The organism is Neobacillus sp. SuZ13 (genome assembly GCF_030123365.1).
Taxonomy (GTDB): Bacteria; Bacillota; Bacilli; order Bacillales; family Cytobacillaceae; genus Neobacillus.
Genome location: NZ_CP126107.1, coordinates 2003011 through 2025968, shown reverse-complemented (window position 1 = coordinate 2025968; position 22958 = coordinate 2003011). Strand labels below are relative to the sequence as shown.

Here is a 22958-nt window from a genome sequence, read left to right as displayed (position 1 = left end):
TGAGACCAGAAGTCTCATTCGTACGGGTAGGATATTAAACACCTAGTGGATTTAATGGACGACTTCCAAAGTATGAAATAATGCTCTTTGTTTCGGTATAAAGGTCAAGTGTTTCAATGCAAAGTTCACGGCCGAATCCAGATTGTTTATAACCGCCAAATGGTGTACCAGGGAATGCAGAGAATGGGCAGTTCACCATTACAATGCCTGCTTCGATTTGCTTCGCCACACGGGTTGCACGGGCACCATCCTTTGACCAAATTGCTGAACCTAGTCCGAATTCCGTATCATTGGCAAGCATAATCGCTTCTTTTTCATCCTTAAATTTCATAATAACGACGACAGGGCCAAAGATTTCTTCTTTTACAACGGTCATATTATGGTCAACGTTCGCAATGACAGTAGGCTCATACCAAAATCCGCCTTCAAAGCCTTCAACTATAGCTGGCTTCCCACCGGCTAAAATCTCTGCTCCTTCTTCAATCGCTGACTTTACATAACCATCAATAACATCCACTTGTCCTTGGTCAATGATTGCACCAACATGCGTGCCTTTATCAAATGGATTTGCAAGGACTAACTTCTTAGTTTTTTCAACAAATTTAGTCACGAATTCATCGTAAATATCTTCATGTACGTACAAACGAGAACGGGCTTCACAGGATTGTCCTGAATTGTAGAAGATACCGAAAAGAGATCCATCAACAGCAGCATCAATATCCGCATCTTCAAACACGAGATTAGGAGACTTTCCGCCTAATTCAAGAGTGACACGCTTTAATGTTTCGGATGCTTTTGCCATAATATCTTTTCCGATTGGCGTAGAACCGGTGAAAGCCACTTTATTTACGTTTGGATGTTCAACTAGGTAGTTTCCAACCTCTGAACCTGATCCAGGAACAATGTTTACTACTCCGGCAGGAACTCCTGCCTCTAAGCAGATTTCTCCAAGAATAATCGCAGTAAGAGGAGTTAAGCTTGCTGGTTTTACAACTACAGAACAACCAACCGCAATAGCTGGAGCAATTTTCCAGGCAGCCATCATTAATGGATAGTTCCAAGGAATGATTTGCGCACAAACCCCAACAGGCTCTTTTTCTGTGAAATTATGAAACTGGCCTGGCATATTGTTCACTACACCGCGATGGCCAACAATGGCAGCCGCATAAAATTCAAAATCTTCAATAGCTTGGGTTACTTGGCCTTGAGCCGCAGCCAATGATTTACCAGTATCCAAAATCTCTAATTCTACAATCTCATTAAAACGGGAACGCATAATTGCAGCAATTTTATTCAAAACTTGTGAACGGCGGTTAATTGGGTATTTGCGCCATTTTCCATGATCAAATGCTTGACGGGCAGCCTGTACCGCTTTTTCTGTATCTTCCTTTGAAGCTTTTGCCACTTCGGCAACCAGTTCCCCAGTAGCAGGATTATAGGTTTTAATTGTTTGTCCGTTTGAGCTTTCTACTTTTTCACCGTTAATGATGAGGTGAAAATAGTCTCTTTTTAATGAAACTGCTTCCGTTAGTTGTTGTGTTGACATCTCGTTATCCTCCTCTTATTTGCCTATATAAGTTGGTTTTCTTTTTTCCATGAATGCTTGAACACCTTCACGGTGATCTTTTGTTAAACCAGCAATTCGTTGCCCTTGGGCTTCTTCTTCTAAATAGTCGGTGAAAGTTAGTTCTCCGGCAGCTTTAATCGTCCGTTTGATTAAACCAACTGCTTTGGTTGGTAAGGCAGCAATTCGCTCCGCAAACTGATTCACTTCAGAGTCCCAATTATCGGACGAAACCACTTTTGTCGCTAGTCCCAGTGCCAAAGCCTGGTCCGCAGGTATTTTTTCACCTAACACCGATATTTCTAATGCTTTTGCTTCTCCTACTAATCTTGTAAGAAAATAGCTATTTCCTGAATCAGGGATTAAACCAATGTGGATAAAGGCATTTAAAAAGCTGGCACGGTCTGATAAAAGGCGAAAATCACACGCAAGAGCAAGACTAAAGCCTGCACCGGCAGCAACCCCGTTGACTGCTGCAATAATTGGCTTCTCACATTGATAAATTTGCTTGATCATCGGGCCGTATTTCTCCCTTAAGACTTGGCCATGGTCCATATTTTCATCCACTTCCGACAAATCCTGGCCAGAGCAAAAACCCCGTCCCTCTCCGGTAATGACGATGCAGCGGACCTCTTCAGAAGAGGAAGCGGCTTTAATCGCTTTCGTTATTTCCTTATTCATTAGGCCCACGAACGCATTTAATGTATTGGGTCTATTTAACTTAATCCGCGCTACACCGTTTTCGACAGAATAGAAAATCGTTTCATACATATGGTTATCTCCCTTTATATTCTGGCTTCCGTTTTTCGATAAATGCGCTCATACCTTCTTTTTGATCCTCTGATGCAAACAATAAATAGAAATTTTTCCGTTCGTATTGCATCCCCTCATAAAGCGAATAATCGACTGCTTTATTGACAGCGTCTTTAATTAAACGAATCGAAAGCGGTGCTTGGTTTGCGATAAATCTAGCTGTTTTCATCGTTTCTTCCATTAATAATTCAGGAGAAACGACACGATTAATGAGTCCATGGTGCAGGGCCGTTTCTGTTGTGATTCTAGTGCCGCTCCATAGCCATTCTAACGCTTTCGTCCTGCCGACAATTTTTGTTAAACGCTGGGTACCGCCAGCTCCCGGCATGACTCCAAGGTTCACTTCCGGGAATGAAAATTCCGTACTATTGGCTGCAATTAATAAATCACAGCACAGGGCCAACTCAAATCCCCCGCCAAAAACAAATCCTTTTACCGCACCAATGATAGGCTTTTTGATTAACGATAAACGGTCCCAATCTGCGAATTGATTTAATAACTCCAACTGGACCGGATCATCCCCTGCCATCTCATCAATATCTGCACCGGCTGAAAACGCACGCCCTTTACCTGTAATCACGATCACCCTCACTTCATCATCTCGATCAAGGGCTTCTATCGCATCCAAAATTTCACGGACCATTTTTCGGTTCAATGCATTATATTGTGCTGGTCTGTTTAGCTCAATAAGCGCTACACCGTCCAGATGTGAAGCTTCAATAAATTCAAACGCTTTCATTAATCGTCTTCCCCAATAACCAAAGTAACCAGCTTGCCGGCAAATTTCATAAGGTCTTTTCCGGAGGCTTTTCCTTCCTCAGAGCGTAAGCCATTTTGTAAATCCTCATGGCTGTCATAACGCATCTCGCACATTAAATAATAAGGAGCTTCTCCGCCCATTGGCGTTCCTGTAAACTTTGTTACTTTCATTTCACGAAGGCCAGGAATTTTTTCTGTAATCGGTACGTGCACGTTAAAATAATGTTCATCAAATGCAGCCTTGTCTTCTGGTTGTTTATATAATGCAATTAGTTTTGCCATAATCGTTTCTCCTCACATTCTCTTTATTTACATTAAAGTTGAAATCGGTTTCATTGCTTCAAAAGGGTTTTTACAACTTTTACAATACAAAATACTTCTGCAAGCCGTTGGTCCAAAGATATTGTCCATGGTCACATAGGTGGAACCGCAATACGGGCAGTCAACATGCCACGATCCGTCACTGTCCAGAAAACGAGGTGGAGGAGCAATTCCGAATGCCTTTAGCCCTTGTCTCCCTTTTTCAGATATACGGTCGGACGTCCAGGGCGGGTGGTTAATAAATTTCACCTCAACCTTTTGTACTTCCTCTATGGCATTAACTGCCTTTTCGATATTATTCTTTATAATGCTAAGTGCCGGGCAGCCTAAAAAGGTTGGCAGGATTTTTATTTCAACTACACCGTTTTCGGCCATTACTTCCTCTACCATACCTAGGTCGATAATACTCACTGTATCGATTTCAGGATCTTTCACTTCATCCAGTACTCCTAATACCTGCTTTTCCAGTGAAATTACAGACATTTGCATGATCACACCTCTTTTCTATATGTTCATTACCAAGTTGCAGCAGTATCTATTCGATAAACTTCTGAAAGTGTCTCAATCGTTGATACTAAATCTTCTGTATGTTCAAAATTACGGCCATTTCTTTCTCCATTTACCGGAATTGCTGGAACAGTTAAACCGATCGATTGGAAAACAGGCTCTAAAAGTTGTTTCCATCGCCCGCTAAGGACATCCTCATTTTCAATTAATCCAGCTGCGATAATTTTTTCCCCATCCGTACCGAATGAGAAAACATCGGTAAAATCTTTCATGACTTGTTCAATCGAAGATTGCATTCTTTGTTTTGCTTCTTCTGTTGAACTTAGAAGCTGGACAAACCATGTTTTCCAGTGAAGCAAGTGATAATACAATTCCATATTGACCTTAGTCGCCACGTTGGCTAGCGGCTCATAGGAACTGTTTTTCAAAGAGTCGATTTTCACTTTCTTTGCGGCGGTGTAAAAGTAATTTCGAACGACGGCGTAGGCCCAGTCATATTTTGGAACTTCCATGTAATATCCTTCACCATTTGGACGTTCTACTAAAATACTATTCTTTCTCTCATTTGCTGGTCGCAAGTGGGCGAGTGCATCCGCATTTCCGATTCCGATTTCTTCTAACAATTGATAGAACATTGCGGCATGGCCCATGCTGTCTTGGCTGATCGAGGAAGAAGAAACATCCTCTTCAATATGCGGTGCCAACCCAAGCCATTCAGAGCCACGGTAGGAATAAAAGAAGTCATCGTCTGCAAGTTGAAATAATAAATTTACCACTGCATCCTTTAATTCAGAATTGTTGGTTACATTTTGTTCCGTCATTTTTTGTCCCCTCCTGCCCATGAAAGGATTTCCTTTTCATCCAACATCGCTTGTTCGTAATGACGCCATTTTTTCTTTAAGTATCCGTATCCCTTCGTTGTACGGTATTCCTTATTGTCCAAACGTTGCAATGTAAGCTTTTCTTCCTTTGTCATTCCACGTATATGTTCACGATTCACTACCCAAATATCTGCAACCGGATCACGGCGCATAAAGTTTTCTTGGGCCATCACCATCGCCATTTCAGCATTTGGTGCCAATAAACTGAATTGGTGCTGAAAGGGTGCAGAAGGTGTCCGTTTGCTGAAAACTTCAAATTCCTGATAAAATGTCTTCTTTTGCTCCATGTTTCCCTTCCCCTTTCCTTAATTAACTGCCGCACTTAAGGCATCGCGCACCCAAGCATTGTTTTCATAAGAGACTCTCCGTAAGTTCAAGCGTGCTTGTGAGCGCGGGCCATTGTTTTTAATAATTTGCTTAAATTTATTCCAATCAGGCTGCTGGTAAACCCAAAGCTGCTGCTCTTCGTCAAAATGAAGAGTTGGATCCGGAATGGTTAAGCCTAATGATAAAATTCGCGGAATGTACTTCGTAAAGAAGCTTTGTCGTAATTCTTCGTTTGTACTTGTGCGGATTCGATACTTAATCGTTACATCCTGTTTACTTGTACCGGTAGTTGAACTGCTTGCCGGGCCGAAGAACATCAGAAGAGCTTCCCACCAGTCATTTAACGATTCCTGAATCATATGTTTTTGTTGGTCTGTTCCTTCCGCAAGTGCCATGATAATCGCTTCTCCGTGCTGTGCATGAAACACTTCCTCTGCGCAAATGCGTTGCAGTGCTCTTGCATATGGACCATAAGATGCACCAAGCATGTTTGTTTGAGTGATAATAGCAGCACCATCAACGAGCCAGCCAATCATTCCAGCGTCAGCCCATGTTTTGGTTTCCATATGGAACACATTATGAAACTTTAAATCTCCTTTAAAGAGATCCTGCATTAAATCGCCGCGATCTTTTCCATAAGGTTTTAATAAATCCTCTGCTACACGAAGGAGCAGTTGTCCATGCCCCATTTCATCCTGCACTTTAGCCATAATTCCTAATTTCCTTCTTAGTGATGGCGCTTTTGGAACCCATTCCTTTTCTGGCAGTGCCCCCATAATTTCACTGATTCCGTGCTGTGAAATTAATTTTATAAGTGCGACCCGGTACTCTTCCGGCATCCAGTCATCCGCTTCTATTTTATCGCCCGCTTCAATTCGAGCAACAAATTTTGCCAATTCTTCTTGTTCAGTTAAATCTTTTTCCAGGCTGCTCATGTTAATACCACCTTTTAAATATAACGTGTATTTAACGTTATTATATTTTATTGTTATATGAATGGCAAGAATATTTTCTATTATCATTGTTTTAATAGTATTTTCTTAGCCAATCACCCATGCAGTCGATCTGTCATAGAACAAGATAGACTTTGCAGCACAGGTGAATTCGCTTTCATTTTATCTATTAATAACTTATTACACTACTGGCACGGGATTCCTTTTATCTACAACTCTCTTTGCTTTTCCATCCGAACGTGGAAGGCTTCCAGGTTTATTGATAATAGTATCCATTGTCACTAGACAGCTAGATTTCATATGGTGTTGAATATTCCGTTTTAACTTTTGAATGTCAGCATGTCCTAAATCTTCTCCAATTTCCTGATAACGCTGCTTTTCGATTTCAACATGGAGTTCCACACTGTCTAAGCTTCCTTTTTTAATCAAGTGAATTTGGTAATTTGGAACCAGTCCCTCAATTTGGAAGAGTACTCTCTCAATCTCGGAAGGAAAAACGTTTACACCACGGATAATCAGCATGTCATCAGTTCGTCCCTTTAATCGAGACATACGCGTGTGTGTTCTGCCACACATACATTTTTCACGCGTAATGGAGGCAATATCCCCTGTACGGTAACGGATAATTGGCAGCGCTTCCTTTGTTAAGCTAGTAAATACTAGCTCACCATCCTGACCATCTTCAACTCGTTCCAATGTTTCAGGATTAAGGACTTCTATCAAAAAGTGATCGTCAGCGATATGCAAACCATCTTGAGCCTCAATGCACTCAATGGCTACCCCAGGACCCATAACTTCACTCAAACCATAAATATCAATTGCTTTAATATTCAGCTTTTCCTCAAGTGTAGCACGCATTTCCTCTGTCCAAGGTTCGGCGCCAAATATTCCATATTCAAGACTTGTCTCACGCGGATCCATGCCCATTTGTTCCATTTGTTCAACAATATTTAAAATATAGGATGGAGTACCACAAATTCCTCTTGGTTTAAAATCTTGTATAATGGTGATTTGTCTTTCTGTATTACCGCCTGAAATAGGAACCGTTGCCACTCCAAGTTCTTCCGCACCATAATGAAGGCCAAGTCCGCCTGTAAAAAGACCATATCCATAAGCATTATGGAAAATATCTGATTTTCTTCCCCCAGCAGTTGCAATTGCCCGTGCAACAATCGAAGCCCAATTCCTAATATCATTTTTGGTATAGCCAACAACTGTCGGTTTACCACTCGTTCCAGATGATCCATGGATTCGATTTACTTCTTCCATCGAAACGGCAAATAATCCAAATGGATATTGATCCCGCAAATCTTTTTTCATTGTAAAAGGAAGCTTTTTGAGGTCGTCTAACGATAGAATATCCTCTGGTGTGATCCCTAACTCATCGAATTTTGCTTTGTAAAAAGGAACATTTTCATAAACCCTTTTTACTGTCTGTTGAAGACGCGCTACTTGTAATGCTTCCAATTCTTTACGGTTCATCGTTTCAATCTCCGGATTGTACATACCTCTAATCCTCCTTATTAATTCCATAAATAGTATAGATAGCCTTCTAATAACAAAAAAACTACGGAAGTTAAAATTAATGTAACATACTTATAGATTAATACCTCATTTTCACTGTGTCAATATTGAAAACTGAAAATTTTAATTATAAAGAATCATCTTATTTTCAGGTGTTTCCACTGAAACAAGGCGATTTTTCTATTAATCTTGACATTAAAATATATTTTCACCTATTTAAAAAATTGATAATAATCATCGAAAATGTTATATTTCAAATATATTCTATAACACTTTAAAAACGTTTTATCAAAAAACGGTAAGTAAAAAGGGGGGGAATATTATGACGACTCAACTAGATGATCAAACACTTCTCGAACGACATTATGACCAAATTCTCAACATTATGAAAAACGAGCCCTATGGTCGATTTCTAGGCATAAAGCTGACACAACTAGGTCCAGGCACGGCAACCGCTGAATTAACCCCAGACGAAAACATGGTAAACAACCATGGAACCGTTCATGGAGGAGTAATCTTTTCTTTAGCAGATTATGTATTTGCCGCAGCAAGTAACTCATATGGAAAAACAGCGGTAGGCGTAACAACCAACGTCAATTTTATGTCAGCTGGAAAATTAGGTGAAACACTCACCGCAACGGCTGAAGAGATTAAGAAAAACCATCGTCTCGGCTGGTATTACATTCGTGTATATAGCAACAAAGAATTGATTGCTACTATGGAAGCAATGGTTTATCGTAAAAATCAGTCCTTTATTAAAACAGAAGATTAAGTATTTATAAATGTAAGACTGTGTTAAGGTATATTGTTGATTTTGCCACTCTGTTGATTGTAGCGGAAGGCGCGAAGACTCCTGCGGGAGTACGGGGCAGTGGAGACTCCACAGGCGCTTAAGCGCCGAGGAGGCTTCCCGGCACGCCCGCAGAAAGCGAAGCGCCTGGAGCGGAAATCAACAGACAAGTTTAACACAGCCAAATGTAAAAAAATGATATGAGCCAAAATGGCCCATATCATTTTTTTAATAGATTTCCTATTCCCATATATATATGACTATACTATTTTATTCTTTTTTACTATCATGGTATCTTTTTCATCCACATTTTTAAACTTAAAGATGGAGATCAAAAATAGTACTGCTAAAACAACGAGACAAGTAATAATGCTCGTTCGATTCTGTTGATCAAACAAAAATATTACTGATATGATACTTAACGTAACGACTGTAATCCCAGTTATATATGGGAAGGCCCACAATTTAAAGCTTGGTTCTTTAGGATAGGAATTGCGAAGTTTTAAATGTGCTAGACAAATACCAATCCAGACCAACGATACGACAAAACCTGGAACTGCCATTAATAAAGTAAATACCTTTTCCTGCGCAACAAAGGCAATCATGGAGCCGAGGACTAATACAACTGAAGTTAATATTAAACTATACAACGGAACACCCTTTTTTGATACAAAAGAGAAAGACTTCGGAGCTTCCCCTTCAACCGCTAGGGAATGCAGCATCCGTGTACAACCATATATACCAGAGTTGGCTGCAGATAAGACAGCTGTAATTAAAATAAAGTTCATTAGGTGTGCCCCCCCTTTAAAGCCGGCCATGGATAACACCTGGACAAACGGACTCGCATCACTGCTTGCAATTTCATTCCAAGGAATTAAACCGCAGATAACCAGAATGGGCAGCGTGTAAAACAAAACAATTCTCCAAACAAAACTTTTAATCACCTTAGGTAAAATCCGTTCTCCATCTTTTACTTCAGTTATTGTTAATCCTATTAATTCAGAGCCTCCATAAGAAAACATAACAATGATCAGCGCTGAAAAGATTGACATCCACCCTTTTGGGAAAAAACCGCCATGCTCTGTAAGATTATGTAGATTGTTGGATTGATTGCTTGAAATGACTCCAAATAAAATACCTGCACCTAATATGATAAATACGATAATCATTGTGATTTTGATGCCTGCAAACCAAAATTCAAATTCCCCATAATTTTTAACATTCATCATATTAATTCCAATAACTAAAGCGGCACAGCCTAAACTTAATTCCCAAAGTGGAATGGAGGGAAACCAGTATTGCAGGAAACTCCCTGCCACGACAATCTCAATGACACATACGGCCAGCCACATGAAACAATACATCCAGCCCATAACAAAGGAAGCGCGCTTACCAAATGCTTTCTGAACAAACCCTTTCATATTTGTGTTCGGGTAGACGATGGACATTTCTGCTATGGCACCCATAACAACGAGAAGCAATAGACCTGCGAACAAATAAGTCAAGATCACTCCCGGTCCTGCTAATGATACAGTTTCGGCACTCCCTTTAAAAATCCCGGTACCTATTGCTCCTCCCATGGCCATCAAACTTATATGCCGCGGCAACAACTTCTTTTGCAATGATGCATCTTTCATTCATTAGTCCTCCTAAACTCTATTAATTACTATACGTAAACAAAAAGATCAAAATGAACTATCAACGAGTTTACAAGATGGAAACGAACTTGTCCAAACTGAAAACCCTTAAAAGCAAACGCTTACAAATTTACTGTTGTTCTTATTGGAAATTCCCCCCTCCATCCCTTGCCTCTGGTAAGGTCCGGTTTATTTTCGGGAGAACTGTTTCCCCATCTTATCTGCTTTTGAGATAGGAAGACCTCGACCAATCTATGACAATGATGATCCATTACCAAAATGATGTGGAGTAGTCTTCCTAATTTAGTGTCCTATTGTCGCTGAGCGTGACGGACTTACTAGTTATATTCTTGAAGTTTAGTGGATTGTAAGTGTACTATGCAAGTTCTATTGGCCACAACTTAGGGTTTTCAATCAATTGTTTAAAACGGTTCGTAAAGGCTACTGCTGTGGCACCGTCTGCTACGCGGTGGTCAAAAGCCATCGACATGGTCATGATCGAGCGGATCGCAATCTCATCGTTTTCCATCACAACAGGCATTTTTTTCGTCTTATGAAAGGCAATTAACCCTGTTTCCGGATGATTAATAATAGGAGTAGCGCCGATACTTCCTAATGGACCGACATTACTGATGGTAAATGTTCCACCTTTTAACTCAGCCGGCGTCAGCTTATCCTCTTGCGCTTTTTTCGTTAACTCTTTTAATTTGTCATGAATTTGGCGAACGGATAATTGGTCAGCATGATGAATGATAGGCACAATTAAACCGTTTTCTGTATCCGTGGCAATTCCAATGTTATATTCTTTTTCTAAACGAATCACTTCGTTTTCTTCATCAAGCTTGGCATTGAATACTGGGAATTGTTTTAAGGCTACTGCGATTGCTTTGATAAAGAAAGCAACAGCCGAAACATGGATATTCATTTCTTTTAAAGCGGTTCGATAGGCGAGCAGCTCAGTTAAATCTGCCTCTTCAAAATGTGTCACATGAGGAATCGTATAAAGTGACTGTGTCATTTTCTTCGCAATTTGCTTCCGACGGCCTCTAAACGGAATCACTTCTGCATTTGTTTCATTTATGTTCCGAACTTCCTGCTTTTGAATCACTTGTTTAGATTCTGTTTTTACTTCGGCCACTTCGGTTGAAGTCGCTTTCATTTCCTTAGGAGATTGGATCTCATCACGTTTTTTCACAAAGTTGTATATATCTTCAACAGTGATGCGCCCAAAAGTACCAGTACCTGAAATTTCGTTGATATCTACACGGAACTCTCGTGCAATTTTTCTTGTGTAAGGCGCCGCCATGATGAATTTTTTTTCTCCTTTTTGTTCGGTCACTGCCGTTTGCTGCGGTTGTGATTGTAACGCCTCTACCTTTTTAGAAGCTGCTTCTGCAAGTTTCTTATCTGTATCAACCGCTTTTGCTCCTTCTGTTTCCAGTACAAGAAGAGTAGTACCAACGGAGACTGTATTACCATAATCCACTACAATTTCCTTTACTTTCCCTGAAGCTGGGGAAGGAAGCTCAGCCACCATTTTATCTGTTTGTACCTCTACAAGAGGCTGGTCCACCTTGACCGAATCCCCCACTTTGACGAAATAGTGGATAATTTCTCCTTCTGTCATCCCTTCACCAATATCATGAAGTTTTACTTCAACCAATGTTTTCCCCTCCTAAAAATGCATAACTTTTTCGATTGAGTTAAATACCCGCTTTGGTGTAGGTAAATAATGTTCTTCGAGCGCAAATAATGGCACCGGTACATCAAAACCTGTCACACGCTCAATCGGAGATTTCATATACAAAAATGATGTATCATTTATAATGGAAACAATATCATTACCCACTCCGCCTGTAGCATGGGCTTCATGAACAATAACCGCACGTCCTGTTTTTTGAACAGATTCTGCAATAATGTCCTTATCAAGTGGATATAGGGTCCTTAAATCAATGACATCACAGGTAATGCCGTATTTTTCGGCCTGTTCCGCTGCTTTCATGGCTACCGGTACCATCGCCCCCCATGCAAGAACAGAAACGTCATTTCCTTCTTTGAGCCTTTTCCCTTTCCCAATTTCGACTATATACTTTCCTTCTGGAACCTCTTCACGGTTAGCACGGTAGATTCTCATGGACTCTAAAAATAAGACGGGATCCGGATCTTCGATAGCCGCAATGATCAGCCCCTTTGCATCGTATGCAGATGAAGGGCAAACCACTTTTATTCCAGGCATATGTGTAAACAATGCTTCCACACTGTCTGAATGGACCTCCGGAGCACGGATGCCGGCACCGTATGGAGCACGGATGACCATTGGAACTGTATAGCTTCCCATCGTTCGCATACGAATGCGTGATACATGTGTCATGATCTGCTCATACGCAGGATAAATAAAACCAAAAAACTGCATCTCCGCTACTGGTTTGAATCCATTGACAGCCATTCCGATAGAGGTTCCGATAATCCCTGCTTCGCTCAGCGGCGTATCAATAACGCGATCTTCCCCAAACTCTTTTTGCAAACCCTCAGTAGCACGGAATACACCGCCGTTTTTACCGATATCTTCACCAAGCAAAAGAACTTGCTCATCCTCTTTTAACATTGTGCGCAACCCATCTGTTACGGCTTGAACGAGTGTAAACTCGTTAGTTTTTCCAGTTTGGTTCTCTGTCGGTCTATCTACACTTAAAATCATCAAGCTTCCCTCCCGATCAATTGAAAATATTCTTCTTTCTGTTTTGCAATCGTCCAAGTCGGCTTTTCAAATACATTATCGAATAAGTCATTGATATTTGGTTTTGGATAGCTTTCCATATCTTTTACCGCCAGTTCGACTTCGGTTGCGGTTTCTTCTTTGACCTTCATCACCCAATCTTCATCCCAGAAGTTGTTTGCTTTCATGTAGCGTTCTACACGAAGAAGAGGATCTCGATTTTCTCGCATTATGTCACTCTGGGACTGATCGCGATATTTCGTCGGGTCATCTGCCGTTGTATGGGCACCATATCTCCATGTCATTGCTTCAATTAAAGTTGGGCCTTCTCCTTTACGGGCACGGCCAAGCCCTTCCATCGTTTGGAAATACACAGCAAAAATATCGTTTCCATCAACACGGACACCCGGCATATCATAGGCAAGTGCTTTTTGGGCAATCGTTTTAGAATTCATTTGTTTTTCAATCGGAACGGAAATGGCAAAGCCGTTATTTTGATTAAAGAAGATTACTGGAGCTTTAAACACACTGGCAAAATTCAATCCTTCATGGAAATCTCCCTCTGAAGTGGCACCGTCTCCAAAATAGGCAATCGCTGCATTTTTCGTTCCTTTTCTTTTTTCCGCCATAGCAGCCCCTGCTGCATGCGGGATTTGTGTTGCAATGGGCACAGCTGGAGGGAAAATCTTTTTCCCTTCTTCAGGCACGCACCCCTCCACACGCCCATTCCAGTATAAATACGTACGGGCCATGCCAGCACCAAACGTTAACGTAGCACCATGGTCACGATATGTAGGGAATACCCAGTCATCTTTAATAAGCGCCAGTGCACTTCCAACTTGAGAAGCTTCCTGACCCTCAAACGGGGCATACGTTCCAAGTCTTCCTTGACGTTGCAAACTAATGGCTTTTCGATCAAAGGTACGAATGCGAACCATATTATAGTAGAATTTTTTTACAAGATCTTCGGTTATTTTATCTTTGTAATCCTCATTTATTAATTGGCCGTTTTCATCGACAATTTGAAATATAGGAAATTCTGTTGACATGTCATCACCTCATATACAGAAATTAATTATTTTCGAATATCCCATTTAGGACGTTTGATAGGAGTGAAAAAGCTATTATGCTTTTTCCGGTCTTCTATTCGTTTTTCACATAGCCGGTTTGCCGCTTGAATGGTCGTGATATCATCCAATTCTGCCTGTCTGTAAACCTCCAATAACGACGTGTAAATAGATCTTGTTTTCGATAACACACGCTCTTTATTGTAGCCGTATAGTTCATCTGCTACTTGAATTAGACCGCCAGCATTTACAATATAATCTGGAGCATATAAAATTCCTTTTTGTTTCAGTACTTCTCCGTGTTTCTCCGTAAGAAGCTGATTGTTTGCCGAACCTGACACCGCTTTCACTTTTAACAGTTCGATCGTTTCATCGTTGATAATTCCGCCAAAAGCACAAGGAACAAATACATCTGCTTCTGCCGAATACACATCATTTCCGCTAACTATACGAGCAATGCTTCCTAACTGTTTTGCCCGTTCTTGAATGGCTTTTACGGATTCTTCATTAATATCACTTACGTATAAATCAGCGCCGGATTCAAGCAATTGTTCGGCTACTTTGAATCCCACTTTTCCAAGACCTTGGATCGTGAATGTCTTTCCGGAAAGATCATCTGTGCCAAAAACGACTTTATTCGTAGCTTTTAAACCGTAAATGACTCCAAGCGCAGTCGGAATGGATGAATCACCGCCTCCTCCGTAAGCTTCAGGAATTCCAACGATGTTATTTGTCTCTTTTGAGGCATGGATAAAGTCATCCATTGAAGTACCCATATCCGTTCCTGTATAGAAACGGCCGTTTAAAGAATCAACAAATTGGCCGAAAGCTCTAAACATAGCCGGTGTTTTATCCGTTGCAGGATCACCGAAGATTACCGCTTTTCCTCCACCGAAATCGACATCGGCAGCAGCGCATTTATATGTCATCCCTTTAGATAAACGCAGTACATCTTCTAAGGCCTCATCCATTGTACGATACGGGCGCATACGGCAGCCCCCCAATGCAGGTCCGAGTGTTGTATTATGGATGGCGATAATCGCTTTCAACCCTGTTGTCGGGTCATTGCAAAAAACAATTTGTTCATGCTCATGCATTTTTTCAATAACTGATTCAGTTGTTTGTACAGAATGTTCTAACACGTTCATTTAATTAACCTCCATTAGCACTGTGATAATAGTAGAAATACATTTTAAAAAAAGAGAAAAAACAACGTTTTTTCCGAAGTTAATGATGAAGGAGTTTCATTTTCGATGATTTGCTTGACTCTTCCTCTCGAATATTTAATCTTCTAATTTGTTTTAAAATTAAAAAGATTACGCTTCCATTTAATGATAAGCTATAATAAAATTGAAAAACATATCAAACTGCATAAGTTTTAGGGCTAATCATTATATTTTGCATAACTTTTTAAGTATTTAACTTCATTTTTAAAAAGGGGATATTTCTATGGACCAATTAGATATTCGTCTGCTGGAACTTCTGCAAATGGACGGGCGGATGACTTTAAGTGAATTATCGAAGAAATTATCCTTAAGTCGTCCAAGTATTACGGAACGTTTAAAACGGCTTCAAGATAGGGAAATTATTGAAGGATTCAGTGCCAGGGTATCGCTCAAAGCCATGGGAAGGGATGTAATAGTTTACATTCAGGTAAGTGAACTCAAGGTATTATCTTATACTGAATTTGAGAAGTGGATTTTCGATGACCCCGACATCGTTGAATGTCATCGGTTAACCGGCTCGGTTAGCTATTTACTTAAAGCTGCTGTTACAGGGATGGATCATTTGAGCAGGCTTATCGACCGGCTAACTCCTTATGGAAATGTAAATACATCAATCGTTTTATCATCCCCCCTCTCATATCGCTGCGTCACCGCGAATTCCATTAAGGAAGAAACAAAGTAAACTTGGTGCAATGCGAGCGAGAAATGGAAAAAGCTGACCCTAAAAATCGTTTTTTAAACGACCTTTGGGGTCAGCTTTATTATGGTCATCCTCTTTGGCATAATTATAAATCTATATTTTCAACTTCCTGCCTATCCTTTACGCTTCATGTTCACCGTGCTCAGAGTTGTACATTATTGTTCCGTCACTATTCCAAGCTATCCCTTGGGGATTCCGATGACCGTATGAATATACATACGAGTCAGGAAATAGGATTATCCTCTGGTATTGTACCATTTAATTCATTCTTAAAATCTTACCAGCCAAATTATCAATATCTTGTGCAAACTCTCCTTCATGGGCTCACCCAGTTGCAACGTTGAAGTAAATCTTATTTTTGCGTTTAGGATACTTTGAACACGGTTCCTAAACAATTTTTTCAATTGCAACTTATTTTATCGTTTCCACTCTTACAATTCTTTCTACATACACTAAAAAACTATATATTATATATTGAGTGAAGTAATTATCCTTACTATTACTTCGATTTTATATTATTCTAAAAGTAAAACTTCATTTAAGAGAGTTCAAATGAATACCATTTTTATCGATGGACATGCGAAACTACCTACAGGAATGGCAGTTAGAAGTATTTATGAAACACTGACTATTACGGCAGAAATTGATAAATATTATGGGGTAATTGTGGATGCCTCTTGTACGCTGGCAACTGAACATAGGAGAGATTTTATTTCAAGACTGCTAAAAGGCCATAGTTTGAGAAATGGGATTGACATGCCTCTTGAAGAGTTAAAAGAGGGTTATTTAGGAAAAGCCAATCACGCGCTAGTTGCAGCGTTAAAGGATTTGTATAAACAATATGAATCCTTAATCTATAATTCGGTACTTTAAGGGACCCGTTCGACCAAAGCCGTAATAGACTTCCCTGTTAACAAGGGAAGTCTATTACATTCATTCTATGCTTTCATTGTGAATTCCTTTACCTACTCTTTACCGTTTCTTTTTCATACGGCCACGCCGGCAGTTTTTTATTTAACGACTTATCTACACGATAACCAAGAACATATTCAGCCTGCATAATCGTATGAACTTCCCTTGTTCCTTCGTAAATAACAGGTGCTTTTGAGTTTCTTAAGAATCGTTCAACAGGATATTCGCTTGAAAACCCGTAAGCCCCATGAATTTGAACAGCGTCATCAGCTGCTTTGTTGGCAAAATCACAAGCCTGCCATTTAGCGAGTGATGTTTCTCTTGTGTTACGTACTCCCCTATTTTTAAGCTCACCGGCACGGTACACGAGTAAGCTGCTCATTTGCAATCCAGCTTCCATATTTGCAATCATTTGCTGTACAAGCTGGTGCCGGCCGATTTCTTTGCCGAATGTTTTACGCTCATGACAATACTTTACGCTTTCCTCCAAGCTCGCCATAATCAGGCCTACAGCTCCTGCTGCAACGGTAAAGCGACCGTTATCAAGTGCGGCCATAGCGATTTTAAACCCTTCGCCCTCTAAACCTAATAGGTTTTCCTTTGGAACCCTTACATTATCAAAGAATAACTCTCCTGTATTTCCAGAACGGATACCCATTTTGCCTTTTATTGCTTTTGATGAGAAACCAGGCATGGTGCGCTCCACAATAAATGCGGAAATACCGTGGTGTTTTTTCGATTTATCCGTATAGGCGAACACAATGAAATGATCCGCTACATCGCAAAGGGAAATCCACGTTTTCGAACCATTTAAAATATAGTCATCCCCGTCTTTTACTGCAGTGGTCTGAAGGGCTGCCACGTCTGAACCAGCCCCCGGTTCCGTTAACCCGAAAGCGCCGATTTTTTCACCTTTTGCCTGCGGAACGAGATATTTTTGTTTTTGTTCCTCATTACCCCATTGCAGTAGTGTTAAACTGTTTAAGCCGATGTGAACGGATACAGCGGTACGGAAAGTAGTATCGCCTCTTTCCATTTCTTCACAAACAATGGCGAGTGAATTGTAATCCATGCCGCTGCCGCCATATTCTTCAGGAATACAAACACCCATAAGATCCAGCTCACTTAATCGTTTCCAAATAATCGGATCGAATTTCCCTTGCTCGTCCCATTCTTTCATATTTGGAATAATTTCTTTATCTACGAAACTTCTAACCATTTTTCTTAACATTACCTGCTCTTCCGAAAATTCAAAATTCATAGCGTATAGGCCTCCAGGTAAATTTGAATAATATTATTCTTTTGTAATTGTTCAATTTCCACATGTGAATATCCCACCTGCTGCAAGATTTCAACGGTATGTTCCCCAGCAATCGGGGGATGACGTTCTATTTTTGTCTTCGTTCTTGACAGTTTAATGGGCGAGCCGACTAGCTTGACTGAACCTGCTTCCGGGTGATCCACTTCAACGACCATCTCCCGGGCCAATACTTGTGGATGGTTAAATACCTGATCCATCATCGCAATAGGACCGCACGGAATATTATGCTGTGAAAACAGCTCCATCCACTCATTGACTGGTTTGATTTTCAGCCGGGTTTCTAAAATACCCGTGAGTTCACGTTTATTATTAACCCTTGCTTCATTCGTAAGGAACCGTTCATCTGCTGCAATTTCACTTATTCCCATTACTTCACAAAGGGTAGCAAACTGCCGGTTGTTACCAACTGCAATAATCAATTCTCCATCCATTGCCCTGAATGTTGAGTATGGAACAATATTTGGATGGTCGTTACCAAGTCTTCTTGGGATTGCTCCAGATATAAGATAATTGCTTGCTACATTGGCGAGTGAGCTTACGGCCGTATCCATAAGCGACATATCTATTTTTTGCCCTTGTCCGGATTTCTCTCTTTCCAGTAATGCTGCTTCAATCGAAATGGCAGAATACAAACCTGTTAAAATATCAACCATTGCTACGCCAATTTTCATTGGCCCACTTCCATCATTCCCGGTAATGCTCATCAGTCCACTCATTCCCTGAATAATGTAATCATAGCCCGGCAAATGAGAATATGGTCCCGTTTCGCCAAAGCCTGTGATGGAGCAATATACCAGCCTCGGGTTGATCGCTTTCAAAGAGTCATAGTCCAAGGCCCAATTTTCCATCGAACCGGTTTTGAAGTTATTAATCACTACGTCCGCATCTTTGGCTAAAGTGCGAATGATTTCCCTTCCCTCTTCAGTTTTCAGATTTACGGTGATGCTACGCTTATTGCGGTTAGCACATAAATAATAGGCACTTACACCATTTTGGAACGGCGGCCCCCAGCCCCGCGTTTCATCACTGCCTCCCGGGGCCTCCACTTTCATGATATCTGCTCCAAGGTCCCCAAGAATCATCGTACAGTATGGACCCGCCAGTACCCTCGATAAATCCAATACTTTTATACCTTCCAAAGCTCCTTTCAAAAACTCCCACCTCCTACTCATTCCATACATTCAAGCTCTTATTTGAAAAAACACTTTGAAGGTTACACTATTATTTCGTTAGAAGCCCTTTAATAGTTGAAATGGGAAGATTTCCATTGTCTTGGACTCCTAATCGCAAACTTATAGACATACCTTCAAAAGTTGCCTCTTCTATTGTTCTCGGCGCCAAGCAATCACCGATTTGCCATACTTCAGGTGCTAATTTCTTCATTTGTTCATATAGTTCACTATTTGGTACACGACCGTGCGAAAGAATAATAGAATCCCAATTTTCCATTGTCTCTTTTTCATATGAGAATAGATTTCTAATGACAACAGAATCCCCTTTAATTTCTCCTAAATCATAATGAGGCATTATTTTTACGTTTAGTTGATAAAGCTTTTTTAAATATTCATTTCGTAAGTATTGAGGCACACCTTCACCCACATGCAGCCTTGCAGTAATAAGCGAGACGATATGCTCTTTTTCCGCCAAATCAATCGCCGCTTCTATGGCTGGCCAATCACCTGCAAAATCAAATACCAAAACATTTTTCCCTATATGGTTATTCGGATGATGAAACACCTCTTCCACCGTCATTACACGGTGATCATGAATCCCTGGAATATCGGGAATATACGGTCTTGATCCTGTGGCGCAGATAATGGCATCCGGTGAAATTTTGTTAATATCTTCTGGTTGTACAGCCACTCCAAGTGTAACTTTCACGTTACTAGTAGATATTTTTCGCATATAATTATCAAGCATCGATTCCGCAAGTTCATGTCTCATTGGCATCTTTTTTAATGTATTCAATAATCCGCCGATTTTGTCCGCTTTATCGGCCAGAATAACCCTATGGCCAAGTTCATCTAATGTAGCCGCCGTTTGCATTCCTGCTGGTCCAGCACCGATCACAAGAACTTTCTTCTTGTCTCTATGGCTATCCTTAAGAGCTTGCACTTCATTTTCCTTGCCTGCTGAGGGGTTTTGGACACAGCCGATGGTTAAACCATTGTGATAATGCCCAATACAAGCCTGTAAACAGCCTAAACAGGCATCAATTTGTTGAAGATTGCCTGACTTTGCCTTGTTAGGCATGTAAGGATCTACAATTAAGGCACGGGTCATGCCGACAACATCTGCTTTTCCTGTTGCCACAATCTTATCCCCTTCTGCCGGATCTACAATACGCGAGCCGACGAAAACCGGCACAGCGCCAGCCATTCTAATTTTAAATGCATTGGGTGTGTTATATCCATGCTTCATTGGAGATGGCGGCACAATATGTGTGGATCCGTTAAATGTACTGGAATCTCCAGAGGTGATATCAATAAAATCCACTCTTACTCTTTCGACCAAATATTCAACAATTTGTACGGCATCTTTTACGGTTGTTCCATCCATGGTCATTTCATCTGCACTCATACGGAGTCCAACCGTAAAGTCCCCCCCAACTTCCTGCCAGACCCGCTCCATCACTTCAATAATAAACCGCATTCTGTTTTCAAACGATCCCCCATATTCATCGGTTCGATGATTAGTCTGCGCCGACCAAAACTGTGCAGGCAGGTATCCGTGTGAGCAACAGATTTCTACACCATCCAGTCCGCCTTCCTTCGCCAATTTAGCAGACAACGCAAATCCTTCAATTACATCTTTAATTTCCTCAATACTCATCGGTTTGGGCATCGTACTGAATCTTAGGCTCGGAATCGCTGACGGTGCCCAGGCCGCATTCCGGTACTCACTTGAAACTACTTCCCTGCCACCATGGAATAATTGTGAAAATACTTTCGTTCCATATTTATTCACTTCATTGGAAAGCTCCAGGTAAGCGGGGACAATCTTTTTATCATATCCAGCAATTGTTTTGGTTGTCAGCATCCCCGATGGATGTGCAGCGGCGGCTTCTAGTATAAGTAATCCAGCGCCGCCCTTGGCACGTTCTACATGATAGGCAGTCATATCCAATGTAGGGATTCCATTCATAACATGATTTGTTTGATGTGCCGTACTTAGAATCCTATTTTTCAATTCTGTATGGCCAATTTCAACTGGACTAAATAAATGTTTAAACTGTGTCATTCATAATCACTCCCAGAAAAAGATAATTGGCCTTTTGACATAATTCCGATGGTGCTTGTCACTTGGAACTTTTTACTGATGAAAACGTCCTCGCTGACGTAGTAATTCGCGGTTTAAGTTGGGATTTACCTCAAAGGCTGCACGCCCATGTAACCAGAATATATTGTTAACAACGACTAAATCTCCGACTGGAAGTTCGAGTTCTGTAACGCTTTCATCGGTTTCCATTGAATGTGAAAGGTCACGAAGATATTTAGCTTCTTCAATGGTTTCAGGACAAACAAATTGGTCGATGAAACATGCACCAGGCTTATTATTGTAATTGAAGAAGGTTAAGCGCTGGATTTCCTGGTCTACATTTTTACTAGATGGTGCTTTGTAAGTAAACTTATGGCTTGCCAATGGATGATTTGAAAACTTATCAAGGTCTTTCCAATCATCAAGGTGTAATAATCGAGATTCACCACCGCGTGCATTTTCTTCAACTATTTTCATCATTAACAGCCAATCTGTCGGCTCATCTACAAATGTCCCATCAGTATGAAGTGTAAATAAGCGATAGGCTTGACGGAGATAAGAGTCACTGTTATCGGTATGTTTGACAGAAAAGCGTGCGTAATATTTACCTGACATCGAATCAAAATTTGATGAACCTAACAAATAAGAAATAGCAGTGGAGAAAATAACGTATTCATCTGTATTATTTGTAACACCATCCAATCCAATCGTAAATCCGCCTGATTCACGGTCATGAACGATGTTTGGAAGCAACTCGCCGAATTCTTCACCAACCTGGTCTAATAGCATGGAAGCGACAATAAGACGAGCATATGGTGTATATTCTAAATGCTGGACAGAATAGTTTTCTGATTTGACGGCATTTAAAAACCCTTGAATTGCCTCTTTCGAAAGTTGAATGTGGTATAGACGGTCTGTTTGCTGATGAACTTTTACTTCATACATGTTTGTTTTTGTTTCGAATTTCCCTCTTTGTTTTTCTGCGATTACCATTTTTTATTCCTCCAGTTTTGTGTGAGATAGTTAAAATATGGAAGTCAGGGAATATAAAAAGCCAGCTGCACAAAGTACCCTATAATAGCGGGACCCAATGTACAACTGGCTTATATTCACTTCACAGCTCTATGGCTAATAGAGTCACAATGAATTAGCAGTTAATTGTTATTTATATTTCCTGTTTCCAAGTATTTATAATCTATCCACGGATCTGAAAGGGTGTTATTCAGAGAGTGGAAGTATTAGAAATATTTTGAATACTCTTAGTATACTTTGTATTTGCTAGATTGTCAATTGTTTTTTTGAATAATTTGGAAATGATTATAGTACCTTCTGCTTTTCTTCAGTTTTTATTTGATGGAAATGAAGGCCCAGATCCTTTAATGCCGCAACAATAGCATTTGTCGCCTTGCCTCGGTAGTAGGTTTCAATTTCTTCGATTGCATCTTCTACTCCATCTTTTAAACTAATGCCCCTTAATATACGGCCGATAAAGTCGCGCCCCTGTTCGGTTGCTAGAGTACAAGACGCCTCTAAAATCACACCATATTTAATATCTACTTCAGCTGTAATCGTTAACGTATCGAAGACACTTTTTGCTGCCATTCCTTGCGGCAGACGAGCGTGGCCTGCAATAAAAATTGTTTTTCCATTTAGCATAATGGACCTACCTCTCGAAAGAATTA

Annotated in this window: 22 protein-coding genes and 1 pseudogene; 3 read left to right on the top strand and 20 right to left on the bottom strand. The window is 40.5% G+C overall.

Annotated elements, in window-relative coordinates; genetic code table 11:
- Positions 1-34: 34 nt before the first annotated feature.
- The 9 genes from QNH17_RS09835 to paaK all read right to left on the bottom strand — a co-directional run bounded on the left by QNH17_RS09835 (position 35) and on the right by paaK (position 7631).
- The gene (locus QNH17_RS09835) at positions 35-1546 is read right to left on the bottom strand and encodes an aldehyde dehydrogenase family protein (RefSeq protein ID WP_283878499.1); all 1512 of its coding nucleotides are present in this window, start codon (positions 1544-1546) and stop codon (positions 35-37) included.
- Between the two features lie 15 nt (positions 1547-1561).
- Positions 1562-2335 carry an enoyl-CoA hydratase-related protein gene (locus QNH17_RS09830; RefSeq protein ID WP_283878498.1) on the bottom strand — a complete coding sequence of 258 codons (774 nt, stop codon included), beginning with the start codon at positions 2333-2335 and terminating at the stop codon, positions 1562-1564.
- A gap of 4 nt (positions 2336-2339) precedes the next feature.
- Positions 2340-3116: an enoyl-CoA hydratase/isomerase family protein gene (locus QNH17_RS09825; RefSeq protein WP_283878497.1), complete on the bottom strand. Its 777-nt coding sequence runs from the start codon at positions 3114-3116 to the stop codon at positions 2340-2342.
- Entirely contained in the window at positions 3116-3418 is a 303-nt protein-coding gene (locus QNH17_RS09820; RefSeq protein ID WP_283878496.1) for an EthD family reductase, read from the bottom strand. Before QNH17_RS09820 ends, QNH17_RS09825 begins: the two co-directional genes overlap by 1 nt.
- Positions 3419-3445: 27 nt before the next feature.
- On the bottom strand, positions 3446-3946 hold the full coding sequence (paaD, locus tag QNH17_RS09815; protein ID WP_283878495.1) for a 1,2-phenylacetyl-CoA epoxidase subunit PaaD: 501 nt from the start codon (positions 3944-3946) through the stop codon (positions 3446-3448).
- Positions 3947-3972: 26 nt separating this feature from the next.
- Entirely contained in the window at positions 3973-4785 is an 813-nt protein-coding gene (paaC, locus tag QNH17_RS09810; protein ID WP_283878494.1) for a 1,2-phenylacetyl-CoA epoxidase subunit PaaC, read from the bottom strand.
- Positions 4782-5132: a 1,2-phenylacetyl-CoA epoxidase subunit PaaB gene (gene paaB / locus QNH17_RS09805; protein ID WP_283878493.1), complete on the bottom strand. Its 351-nt coding sequence runs from the start codon at positions 5130-5132 to the stop codon at positions 4782-4784. The genes paaC and paaB overlap by 4 nt, the downstream gene beginning before the upstream one ends.
- Before the next feature lie 18 nt (positions 5133-5150).
- Positions 5151-6107, bottom strand: coding sequence for a 1,2-phenylacetyl-CoA epoxidase subunit PaaA (gene paaA, locus QNH17_RS09800; RefSeq protein ID WP_283878492.1), 957 nt, complete (start codon positions 6105-6107; stop codon positions 5151-5153).
- A 198-nt stretch (positions 6108-6305) separates the two neighbouring features.
- Positions 6306-7631, bottom strand: a complete 1326-nt coding sequence (paaK, locus tag QNH17_RS09795) for a phenylacetate--CoA ligase PaaK (RefSeq protein WP_283878491.1) — start codon at positions 7629-7631, stop codon at positions 6306-6308.
- Positions 7632-7971: 340 nt separating this feature from the next.
- Between paaK and QNH17_RS09790 the strand changes: the two genes are divergently transcribed.
- Positions 7972-8421: a PaaI family thioesterase gene (locus QNH17_RS09790; protein WP_283878490.1), complete on the top strand. Its 450-nt coding sequence runs from the start codon at positions 7972-7974 to the stop codon at positions 8419-8421.
- Positions 8422-8699: 278 nt separating this feature from the next.
- Here QNH17_RS09790 and QNH17_RS09785 read toward each other — a convergent pair whose 3' ends face one another.
- The 5 genes from QNH17_RS09785 to QNH17_RS09765 form a co-directional block, all read right to left on the bottom strand.
- On the bottom strand, positions 8700-10076 hold the full coding sequence (locus tag QNH17_RS09785; RefSeq protein WP_283878489.1) for an amino acid permease: 1377 nt from the start codon (positions 10074-10076) through the stop codon (positions 8700-8702).
- A 376-nt stretch (positions 10077-10452) separates the two neighbouring features.
- Positions 10453-11739: a dihydrolipoamide acetyltransferase family protein gene (locus tag QNH17_RS09780; RefSeq protein ID WP_283878488.1), complete on the bottom strand. Its 1287-nt coding sequence runs from the start codon at positions 11737-11739 to the stop codon at positions 10453-10455.
- Positions 11740-11751: 12 nt separating this feature from the next.
- Positions 11752-12774 carry an alpha-ketoacid dehydrogenase subunit beta gene (locus tag QNH17_RS09775; protein WP_283878487.1) on the bottom strand — a complete coding sequence of 341 codons (1023 nt, stop codon included), beginning with the start codon at positions 12772-12774 and terminating at the stop codon, positions 11752-11754.
- Positions 12774-13841 (bottom strand): pyruvate dehydrogenase (acetyl-transferring) E1 component subunit alpha, encoded by a 1068-nt coding sequence (gene pdhA / locus QNH17_RS09770; RefSeq protein WP_283878486.1) that lies wholly within the window; start codon positions 13839-13841, stop codon positions 12774-12776. Before pdhA ends, QNH17_RS09775 begins: the two co-directional genes overlap by 1 nt.
- 26 nt (positions 13842-13867) lie before the next feature.
- Positions 13868-15007 carry a Leu/Phe/Val dehydrogenase gene (locus QNH17_RS09765; protein WP_283878485.1) on the bottom strand — a complete coding sequence of 380 codons (1140 nt, stop codon included), beginning with the start codon at positions 15005-15007 and terminating at the stop codon, positions 13868-13870.
- A gap of 301 nt (positions 15008-15308) precedes the next feature.
- On the opposite strand from QNH17_RS09765, the gene QNH17_RS09760 reads away from it, so the two are divergent.
- Positions 15309-15767: an Lrp/AsnC family transcriptional regulator gene (locus QNH17_RS09760; protein ID WP_283878484.1), complete on the top strand. Its 459-nt coding sequence runs from the start codon at positions 15309-15311 to the stop codon at positions 15765-15767.
- Between the two features lie 153 nt (positions 15768-15920).
- Here the strand turns inward: QNH17_RS09760 and QNH17_RS09755 are convergent.
- A pseudogene (locus QNH17_RS09755) lies at positions 15921-16094 on the bottom strand (PQQ-dependent sugar dehydrogenase); the annotation flags it as partial.
- 243 nt (positions 16095-16337) lie between these two features.
- Here QNH17_RS09755 and QNH17_RS09750 point away from each other — a divergent pair.
- Positions 16338-16658, top strand: a complete 321-nt coding sequence (locus QNH17_RS09750) for a DUF3870 domain-containing protein (protein WP_283878482.1) — start codon at positions 16338-16340, stop codon at positions 16656-16658.
- A gap of 88 nt (positions 16659-16746) precedes the next feature.
- Here QNH17_RS09750 and QNH17_RS09745 read toward each other — a convergent pair whose 3' ends face one another.
- The 5 genes from QNH17_RS09745 to QNH17_RS09725 form a co-directional block, all read right to left on the bottom strand.
- Positions 16747-17958 carry an acyl-CoA dehydrogenase family protein gene (locus QNH17_RS09745; protein ID WP_283878481.1) on the bottom strand — a complete coding sequence of 404 codons (1212 nt, stop codon included), beginning with the start codon at positions 17956-17958 and terminating at the stop codon, positions 16747-16749.
- Positions 17955-19169 carry a CaiB/BaiF CoA transferase family protein gene (locus QNH17_RS09740; RefSeq protein WP_283878480.1) on the bottom strand — a complete coding sequence of 405 codons (1215 nt, stop codon included), beginning with the start codon at positions 19167-19169 and terminating at the stop codon, positions 17955-17957. The genes QNH17_RS09745 and QNH17_RS09740 overlap by 4 nt, the downstream gene beginning before the upstream one ends.
- A 70-nt stretch (positions 19170-19239) precedes the next feature.
- Complete coding sequence (locus tag QNH17_RS09735; protein WP_283878479.1) at positions 19240-21258, bottom strand: oxidoreductase; 2019 nt, start codon at positions 21256-21258, stop codon at positions 19240-19242.
- 72 nt (positions 21259-21330) lie between these two features.
- Positions 21331-22269 carry a glutarate dioxygenase GlaH gene (glaH, locus tag QNH17_RS09730; RefSeq protein ID WP_283878478.1) on the bottom strand — a complete coding sequence of 313 codons (939 nt, stop codon included), beginning with the start codon at positions 22267-22269 and terminating at the stop codon, positions 21331-21333.
- Between the two features lie 324 nt (positions 22270-22593).
- The gene (locus QNH17_RS09725) at positions 22594-22932 is read right to left on the bottom strand and encodes a DUF3870 domain-containing protein (RefSeq protein ID WP_283878477.1); all 339 of its coding nucleotides are present in this window, start codon (positions 22930-22932) and stop codon (positions 22594-22596) included.
- Positions 22933-22958: the final 26 nt, after the last annotated feature.